Below are 8,714 nucleotides of genomic sequence, written 5' to 3'. Positions count from 1 at the left end.
CCGGTGCCGGCACCCCCGCCGCGGCGCCGCCCGGCGGGGCGGACCCCATCGCCGCCCCCACCGGTACCCCCGCGCCCGGCACCGCTCCCACCGGCACCGCCGACCCCGCCTTCCCGCTCCCGGCCCCCACCGCCACCACCCTGGCCGGCCGCACCGTCCTGCTCGACCCCGGCCACAACACCGGGAACTCCGCCCACACCACCGAGATCAACCGCAAGGTCGACATCGGCAACGCCCGCAAGGAGTGCGACACCACCGGCACCAGCACCAACAGCGGCTACAGCGAGGCCGAGTACTCCCTCGACGTGGTCCACCGCGCCCGCGCGATCCTCGCCGCCCGCGGCGCCACCGTGGTGCTGGTCCACGACGGCGACCGCCCGTGGGGGCCGTGCATCGACGAGCGCGCCCGGATCGGCAACGCCGCCCACGCCGACGCCGCGGTCTCGGTGCACGGCGACGGCGGACCGGCGAACGGCAGCGGATTCCACGTGATCATGCCCGCCAAGGTGGTCGCCGGGAAGGCCGACACCGCGGCGATCGTCGACCCCTCGCACCGGCTGGGCCTGCTGCTGCGCGACAGCTTCCGCGCGGCGACCGGCGAGCCGTACGCCGACTACGTCGCGAGCAAGGGCCTGGACACCCGTTCGGACCTCGGCGGGCTGAACCTCTCGACCGTCCCCAAGGTGTTCATCGAGTGCGGTAACATGCGCAACCCGGCGGACGCCCGCCGAATGACGGACCCTCAGTGGCGCCAGCAGGCCGCCCAGGGGATCGCCGACGCGCTGACCTCGTTCCTGACCACCCGGTAGGAAGCCCGTCCGGCGCCCCCGGCACCCACCACCGGCCCGGTTGACGGGGCGGCGGACCGGGCACTGGAACGATGGACGGGCCGGCGGACGGGCCGGGGCCGGAAGCGCGCGATTTGCAACGACTTCGCCCCATTCCCGAGCCCGCTGTGCACCCGCGAGGCCGTTGGCCCTAGGCTTCTGGTCCGTTCGGGGTTTTCCGGCCGGTCAGCCGACCGGACGGGCGCCGGAACCACATCGGCCGAGCGCCGAACCGAAAACCGCCGACCACGACACACCAACGAGGGGAACGTTAGTGAATCTGCGCGCTCTCACCAAGGGAGACGCCGCCGTCGCAGGTGCGGCCGTCCTGCTCTTCATCGCCTCCTTCCTGCCGTACTGGACCGTCGAGTGCAGGGGCAAGTACTGCGGCGACACCTCGACGAACGCCTGGGACAGTGTCCTGTTCCCCGTGCTGCCCTCGGTCTTCCTGCTCGGCATCCTCGCCGCCGCCCTGATCCTGGTGCAGCGCTTCCAGGGCCAGGCGGCCGCGAACCGTCAGATCCTCGGCCTGCGCCTGGACCAGTGGGGCATCGCCTTCTCGGTGGCCGCGCTCTGGACCGCGGTGTGGGCGCTCGGCGGCGGCATGGAGGGCATCGGCCACGGCTTCGGTGCCTGGCTCGCCGTCATCGCGCTGATCGTGCTGGCCGGCGCCTCCGCCGGCGGCCAGCTGATCCCGGTACTCAAGACCCCGCTGGTCACCGACCGGCCGGCCGCCCCGGCCGCCTTCCCGGCCGGCGGCTACCCCGCCCCGGGCCAGCCGGGCCAGCCCGGCCAGTACGGCTACCCGGGCCCGGACCCGAGCCAGGCCCAGTCCCCGGCCTTCGGCGGCCAGCCCGGCGGCTACGGCTACCCGTCCCCGCAGGCCGGCCAGCCCGGTCAGCCGGTCGCGGGCCAGCCGCAGGACCTCGCCGCCCAGCAGGCCCCGGCCGCGCACGCCGCCGAGGCCGAGGCGGCCCGTCAGGCCGCCGCCCAGCAGGCCGCCCAGCCGCAGCCCGCCCCGGCCGCGGACTTCGCGCCGTTCTGGTTCGCCGTCCCGGCGCCGCGCCAGCTGGCCCCGAAGGACAACCCGGCCGGCGGCCCGGTCGGCGAACTGGTCCCCGGCACCTGGTACCTGGCGGTCGAGCAGCGCGGCGCCGCGCTGGTCGCCCAGCTCCAGGACGGCACCCAGGGCGTGCTGGCCGACACCTCGGGCATCCAGCGCGGCTGACCCCGCGCGACACCCCGTACGGCGAAGGGGCGGGACCGGAGAGATCCGGTCCCGCCCCTTCGCCGTGCCGCGGGCATCACGAGTTGCGCCCGCTCAGCAGCAGTCCTGGACCACCAGCCCGGTCGGCAGCTCCTCGCCGCCGAACACCGCCACCGTCGCCGGGTCGCCGCCGAGCGCCGCGACCGCCAGCAGCAGCGCGCCCGCCGTCCAGGTGGTGCGCTCCTCCGGCCAGATCGCGTCGTCCTCGAACACGTACCCGGTCCAGTACGAGCCGTCGGGGTGCCGCAGGTGCTTCTGGATCCAGCGCAGGATGTCCACCGCGCGGTCGGACTCGCCGATCGCCCACAGCGCCATCGCCAGCTCGGCGCTCTCGCCGCCGGTGACCCAGGGGCGGTCGCTGACGCAGCGCACACCCAGGCCGGGGACGACGAACCGGTCCCAGTCCCGGGCGATCCGCGCCTGCGCGGCCGGGCCGCGCAGCGCGGTGCCGAGCACCGGGTAGTACCAGTCCATCGAGTAGCGGTCCTTGTCGAGGAACCGCTCGGGGTGGTGGGTGACGGCGTGCCGCAGCCGGCCGGCCGCGAGCTCCCAGTCGGGCTGCGGCTCCTCCAGGTAGTCCGCGACCGCCAGCCCGCAGCGCAGCGCGTGCAGGATGCTGGAGGAGCCGGTGAGCAGCGCCTCGTCGGTGGCCCGGCCGTCCTCGTCGACCCGCCAGGCGATCGGGCCGCCGGGCAGCCGCTGGGCGACGATGAAGTCCAGCGCGCGCCGGACGGTCGGCCAGATCCACTCCAGGAAGGTGTCGTCACCGGTGGAGAGGTGGTGGTGCCAGACGCCGACCGCCAGGTAGGCGCAGAAGTTGGTCTCCTTGGCCGCGTTGCAGACCTCGCCGTCGGCGTGCTCCGGCTTCCCGTAGGCGTAGCCGGCGTACCAGGAGCCGTCCGGGTTCTGGCGCTTCGCCAGCCAGCGGTAGGCGGCCTCGGCGGCGGCGTGCTCGCCGGCCGTGTCCAGGGCCATCGCCGCCTCGGTGTGGTCCCACGGGTCGAGGTGGTGGCCGCGGAACCACGGTATGGCCCCGTCGGGCTGCTGTTCGGCGAGGATGCTGCGGACGGTGCCGGCGGCCTGCTCGGCGTCGAGCACCCCGTCCAGCAGCAGGGCCTCGGGGACGGCGGCGGTCACTCCGCCCCGCCCGCGCCCTCGGCCCCGCGACCGGCCCGGTGGGGCTTGGTGGCGTAGGCGACGAAGCTCTTGCCGATGACCGGGTTGAGCGCCCGCTCGGCGGCCTTGGTGAGGGTGCTGATCACCGGGGTGCCGACGATGTCCCAGACCAGCAGCTGGTGGTAGGCCTTGACCGGCAGCGACTTGTCGTTGTCGACGCCGACCGCGCACTTGATCCACCAGTACGGGGAGTGCAGCGCGTGGGCGTGGTGGGTGCCGTAGGGCTCCAGGCCGGCGTCCTTGAGCTTGTCGAGCAGCTCGTCGCCCCGGTAGATCCGGATGTGGCCGCCCTCGACCTCGTGGTACTCGTCGGAGAGCGCCCAGCAGATCTTCTCGGGCAGCCAGCGCGGCACGGTGACGGCGAGCAGGCCACCGGGCTTGAGCACCCGGAACATCTCGTTGAGCACGCCCTTGTCGTCCGGGATGTGCTCCATCACCTCGGAGATGATGATCCGGTCGAAGTGCTCGTCCTCGAACGGCAGCGCGAGCGCGTTGCCCTCCATGGCGACCGCGGACGCGCCCTCCGGCGCCTCGCCGGCCTGCTCCATGGCGGCGAACCACTTCCTGACCTCGGCGATCTCCTCGGCGTTCTGGTCGAGGGCGACCACGTCGGCCCCGCGCCGGTAGCACTCGAACGCGTGCCGTCCCCCGCCGCAGCCCAGGTCGAGCACCCGGTCGCCGGGGGCGAGCGGGAAGCGCGAGAAATCAACGGTCAGCACTGCGGACTCCCATTCCTTCGGTACCAAAGGGTTCCTGACGCCGAGTCAGAGAAATCACGGGGACGGACGAGCGGACGGACGCACCGGCCGGCGCGGCCGCGGGCGCGGGCGCCGGTCACCCGCCGCGCCCGCCCGGCCGTTCGGCGGACGCCGTCAGGCCACGTAGCGCCAGCCCGGGCCGGAGCGGGCCCGGCGGCCGGCGCCGGTGGCGATCGCGGCCCGGTAGCCCTCGACGGTCAGCTCGGCGGCGCGCTCCCAGGTGAACCGGGCGAGCACCCGCTCCCGGCCCGCCGCGCCGAGCGCCGCGCGCAGCTCCGGGTCGTCCAGCAGCCGGCCGAGCGCCGTCGCGAGCGCGTCCGCGTCGCCCGGGGGCACCGCCAGGCAGCTCTCGCCGTCCGGACCGGCCACCTCGGGGATCGCGCCGCCGGTGGTGGCGACGAGCGGGGTCGCGGTGGCCATCGCCTCGGCGGCCGGCAGCGAGAAGCCCTCGTACAGCGACGGCACGCAGGCCACCTCGGCCGAGCGGTAGAGGTCGACCAGTTCCCGGTCGGTCAGGCCGTGCCGGAACTCGATGTGCGGCTCCAGCCCGAAGGCGCGCACGGCGCGGGCGATCGGGCCGTCCTCCTTCTGCGGCTTGCCGACCACGACCAGGTGCGCGTCCCGTTCGGTGCGGACCTTCGCCAGCGCCTCGACCAGGTGCACCAGGCCCTTGAGCGGGACGTCGGCGCTGGAGGTGGTGACGATCCGTCCGGGCACCCGGGCGACCTCGTCCGACGGGGACCACAGCCGGGTGTCGGCGCCGATCGGCACCACCGAGACGGCGTCCGGGGCGGCGCCCAGGTGCGCGGCGATCTCGCGCTTGGAGCTGCCGGAGACGGTGATGATGTGCTCCAGCCGGGCAGCGACCCGGCGCTGCATCCGGGTGAAGGCGTACCAGCGGCGCAGCGACAGCCGCTTCAGTCGGCCGGGGGCCGCGTCCAGTTCGACCCGGCGGTCCACCGTGATCGGGTGGTGGATCGTGGTGACCAGCGGGAAGCCGTGCCGGGCCAGGCCGAGCAGGCCGTAGCCGAGCGTCTGGTTGTCGTGCACCACGTCGTAGCGGCCGCGGTGCCGGGCCAGGTACTGGCGGGCGCGCAGCGAGAAGGTCAGCGGCTCGGGGAAGCCGCCGGTGCGCATGGTGGCGTACTCCAGGACGTCCACCGGCCCCCGGTACTCCTCGCGCGCCGGGGTGCGGAAGGGGTCCTCGGCGCGGTAGAGGTCCAGACTGGGCAGCTCCACCAGCCGGACCGAACCCGGCCCCTCGACCTCGTCCAGGACGGGGTACGGCTGGGCGCCGATCACGTCCACATGGTGGCCGAGCCGGGCCAGCTCACGGGAGAGGTGCCGTACGTAGACGCCCTGACCGCCGCAGAACGGGTCGCCGCGGTACGAGAGCAGGGCAATCCGCAGCGGCTGCGCGGTCATCGTCGGCCCTCATCTCTGCTGCTGTCTGTGCTGCCGGTCGGTAAAGTAGATCAGGTTTCAGTGTGGTGTGGAGTTCACCGGTGACCCTGTGAACAATGAGAGACCTCGAAGATACCGGCCCGTAGCTTCCGCTCAGGATCCAGGGCTGGTGATTCGCGCCACGCCCGGGCACCACGCCCGGCCGACCGTGCCCGTCCGGAGCAGCCCCACCACTCTCGCGCCCGGGAGCGTCCTTGCCGTCACCGTCCTCACCCCCGCCCGCACCGCCCGCGCCGCCGGCGCCCACCCCCTCCACCACCCCCTCGTCCGGCACCGCCCCGGCACCCCTCCCGGCCGCCCCGATGGCACCGCCGCTGACCGCCCGGCAGGCCGAACGGCGGCGGCGGATCCTGCGGACCGCGACCACGCTGGCGGCCCGCGGCGGCTACGACGCGGTCCAGATGCGGGAGGTGGCGGAGGGGGCCCAGGTGGCCCTCGGGACGCTCTACCGGTACTTCCCGTCGAAGGTCCATCTGCTGGTCGCGGTCATGCTGGAGCAGTTGCGCGGCCTCCAGGAGCAGGTCCGCCGGCACCCGCCGACCGAGCCCGAACCGGCGCCGAGGGTCGCCGAGACGCTGACCCGGGCGTTCCACGCGCTGCAGCGCGAACCGCTGCTGGCCGAGGCGATGGTCCGCGCGCTCTCCTTCGCCGACCGCTCGGTGGGCGCCGAGGTGGACCAGGTCTCCGCCGCCACCGGGCAGCTCATCCTGGACGCCATCGGGCAGTCCGGGCCGCCCACCGAGAGCCAGCGTGCCGCCGTCCGGGTGATCGAGCACACCTGGCACGCGGCCCTGGTCGCCTGGCTCTCCGGCCGCGCCTCGATCGCCGAGGTCAGGGCCGACCTGCACACCGCCGCCCGGCTGCTGGAGCTGCCCTGAGGCCGCACCGGCCCCGGCCCGCCGGAGGGCCGCCGAACTGGAACCTGTTCTCACCCCGGCCGCGTCCTGGCACCCGGTCCGGCAGCTAGAGTCGACGGGCAGGACAACTCCATCCCGCTTCTCCAATTCCGGGGAAAGCCGGTGCGAATCCGGCGCTGACCCCGCAACCGTGAGCCCGGCGCCCGTCCGCCGGCGAGCCGGAGCACCCGGGGAGAGGCGAGCGGCCCCATGCCGGGCGGACCACCCCCGGCACCGTCGAGGTCTACGGAACGGCCGGCCCCGGCCGGCACCGCTCATCGAAAGGCACAACTCCGATCATGCTGACCGCCGCCCGCGCGGGCGCCGCCGCCCTGGCCGCCGCGCTGCTCGCCGGAACCGCCGCCGCCACCCCGGCGTTCGCCGACATCCCGAGCCCCACCGCGAGCCTCGGTTCCGCCCCGCTCCCCGACGGCCTGTACGGCAAGGGCGACCCGACGTACGACGGGGTGTGGCGGCAGTCCCTCGCCCTGACCGCGCTGACCACCGCCAAGGTGACCCCGGCCGACTCGGCCGTCTCCTGGCTGACCGGACAGCAGTGCGCGGACGGCGGCTGGCCCTCGTACCGCGCCGACGTCGCGACCGCCTGCGACCCGGCGTTCGAGGACAGCAACGCGACCGCGCTCGCGATCCAGGCGCTGACCACCCTCGGCGGGCACCAGGACGCCGTGGACAAGGGCGTCCAGTGGCTCAAGGCCAACCAGAACGCGGACGGCAGCTGGGCCTACAACCCCGGCAACCCGGGCGACGCCAACTCCACCGGCCTCGCCGTCAACGCCCTGCTCGCCGCCAAGGCCGACCCGGCGGCCGTCGCCAAGGCCGGCCGCAACGCCTTCGACGGGCTCGCCGTGTTCCAGCTCGGCTGCGCCGCCCCCGCCGACCAGCGCGGCGCCTTCGTCTACCAGACCGCCCCGGCCGGCGCCCCCGCCGCCGAGCCCAACGCCCTCGCCAGCGGCCAGGCCTCGCTCGCCGCGGCCGGCGGGAAGCTGCCGGTCGCCAACGGCAACCGGACCGACACCGCCCCCAAGGCCCTGGCCTGCGCCGACGGCGGCGCCACCGCCACCGCCGTCCCCCGGGCCGACTCCGGCGAGGCGGCGGGCGCGTACCTCACCGCGCAGCTCGCCTCGGGCGGCCAGCACCTGACCCTGACCCTGCCCGGCGCCGCGCCCACCCCCGACTACACCGCCACCGCCTGGGCGGCGCTCGGCCTGGTCCAGGGCGGGCACCCGCAGCAGGCCGCGGGCGCCGTCGACTGGCTGGCCAAGGAGGGCGGCACCTGGACCAAGGGCGGCACCGACGCCGCCGCCACCGCCACCCTGGTGCTGGTGGCGCAGGCCGCGCAGCGCGACCCGGCCGCCTTCGGCGGGACCGACCTGGTCAAGCAGCTGACCGCGCTCGGCCCGGCGCCCAAGGCCGTCGGCGCGGCGTCCGCCAGTGCCTCCGCCTCCGCCTCGACCTCGGCCGAGAAGGACAAGGACAGTGGCATCGGCAAGTTCTGGCTGCTCGGCGTCGGCCTGCTGATCGGCATCGGCGGCGGGCTGGTGCTCAGCCTGCAGCGCAAGCGCGGCGCGAAGCTGTGACCCCTCCCGGCCGGGACCGGGACGCGCGTCCGACCACGGCCGCGGTCCCGGCCGCTGCCACCGCTGTCACTCCTGCCACCGCCACCGCCACCGCTGCCACCGCTGCCGTCGTCGTCGAGGACGAGGCGGCGGCGGCCCGGCGGCGGGTGCTGCGGGCGGCCCTGCGCTTCCTGGCCGGGGCGGTCACCGGCCTGCTGATCGTGCTCCTGCTCGGCGCCGCGCCGGCGCAGGCCGCCGGCTACCGCTACTGGTCGTTCTGGCGCTGGTCCGACGGCGGCTGGACGTACCAGCAGCAGGGCCCCGCCGTGCACGTCCCGGCGGACGGCGAGGTCGAGGGCTGGCGGTTCGCCGTCAGCCCCGACGGCGGCCAGCAAGCCACCCGGCCCGGTCCGGCCGGGGACTTCGCCGCCCTCTGCGCCGGTACGCCGGCCGAGGCCGGGCGCAAACGGGTCGCCGTGGTGCTGGACTTCGGCGGCCCCGCCGACGCGCCCGCCCGCGAGACGCCGCCGGAGCCCCGGACCGCCTGCGCCCTCGTGCCGACCCGGGCGAGCTCGGCGGAGGTCCTGGCCACCGTCGCCCCACCGCTGCGGTACGACGTCAACGGGCTGCTCTGCGCCATCGCGGGCTATCCGCGCACGGGCTGCGGCGAGCAGTTGGGCGGGGCCGCCCGGCCGACCGGCACCGCCGCCCCCTCCACCGAGGCCGGCGCGACCGGCACGGCCACCGGC

8 protein-coding genes and 1 riboswitch are annotated in these 8,714 nt (G+C 75.4%); of the genes, 5 read left to right on the top strand and 3 right to left on the bottom strand.

Annotation, left to right across the window (positions count from 1 at the left end; all coding sequences use genetic code 11):
- The coding region (locus VR45_RS37090) for an N-acetylmuramoyl-L-alanine amidase (RefSeq protein WP_045944340.1) at positions 1-809 on the top strand (809 nt) is incomplete at its 5' end.
- Between the two features lie 292 nt (positions 810-1,101).
- Complete coding sequence (locus VR45_RS37085; protein ID WP_045944339.1) at positions 1,102-2,055, top strand: hypothetical protein; 954 nt, start codon at positions 1,102-1,104, stop codon at positions 2,053-2,055.
- Between the two features lie 93 nt (positions 2,056-2,148).
- Here the strand turns inward: VR45_RS37085 and VR45_RS37080 are convergent, their stop codons facing one another.
- The 3 genes from VR45_RS37080 to VR45_RS37070 form a co-directional block, all read right to left on the bottom strand.
- A complete protein-coding gene (locus VR45_RS37080; protein WP_045944338.1) occupies positions 2,149-3,231 on the bottom strand; it encodes a prenyltransferase in 1,083 nt (360 codons plus the stop codon).
- Positions 3,228-3,989: a class I SAM-dependent methyltransferase gene (locus VR45_RS37075; RefSeq protein WP_045944337.1), complete on the bottom strand. Its 762-nt coding sequence runs from the start codon at positions 3,987-3,989 to the stop codon at positions 3,228-3,230. Before VR45_RS37075 ends, VR45_RS37080 begins: the two co-directional genes overlap by 4 nt.
- 153 nt (positions 3,990-4,142) lie before the next feature.
- Complete coding sequence (locus VR45_RS37070; protein ID WP_045944336.1) at positions 4,143-5,453, bottom strand: glycosyltransferase family 4 protein; 1,311 nt, start codon at positions 5,451-5,453, stop codon at positions 4,143-4,145.
- Positions 5,454-5,794: 341 nt separating this feature from the next.
- On the opposite strand from VR45_RS37070, the gene VR45_RS37065 reads away from it, so the two are divergent.
- The 3 genes from VR45_RS37065 to VR45_RS37055 form a co-directional block, all read left to right on the top strand.
- Positions 5,795-6,370, top strand: coding sequence for a TetR family transcriptional regulator (locus VR45_RS37065; protein ID WP_045944335.1), 576 nt, complete (start codon positions 5,795-5,797; stop codon positions 6,368-6,370).
- Positions 6,371-6,501: 131 nt separating this feature from the next.
- Positions 6,502-6,578, top strand: a riboswitch (cobalamin riboswitch).
- A gap of 109 nt (positions 6,579-6,687) precedes the next feature.
- A complete protein-coding gene (locus VR45_RS37060) occupies positions 6,688-7,986 on the top strand; it encodes a prenyltransferase/squalene oxidase repeat-containing protein (RefSeq protein ID WP_045944334.1) in 1,299 nt (432 codons plus the stop codon).
- On the top strand, positions 7,983-8,714 hold a 732-nt coding region (locus tag VR45_RS37055), incomplete at its 3' end, for an SCO2322 family protein (RefSeq protein ID WP_052709668.1). The genes VR45_RS37060 and VR45_RS37055, both read left to right, overlap by 4 nt.

This window comes from Streptomyces sp. NRRL S-495, from assembly GCF_000966955.1.
GTDB lineage: Bacteria > Actinomycetota > Actinomycetes > Streptomycetales > Streptomycetaceae > Kitasatospora > Kitasatospora purpeofusca.
The sequence above is the reverse complement of the archived record's forward strand: the minus strand, read 5'-3'. Positions and strand labels throughout refer to the sequence as shown.

Bases quoted from the DNA above. Each gene is read 5' to 3' on its own strand.
- VR45_RS37060 (WP_045944334.1), top strand. From the start codon at position 6,688: ATGCTGACCGCCGCCCGCGCGGGCGCCGCCGCCCTGGCCGCCGCGCTG.
- VR45_RS37065 (WP_045944335.1), top strand. From the start codon at position 5,795: ATGGCACCGCCGCTGACCGCCCGGCAGGCCGAACGGCGGCGGCGGATC.
- VR45_RS37070 (WP_045944336.1), bottom strand. From the start codon at position 5,453: ATGACCGCGCAGCCGCTGCGGATTGCCCTGCTCTCGTACCGCGGCGAC.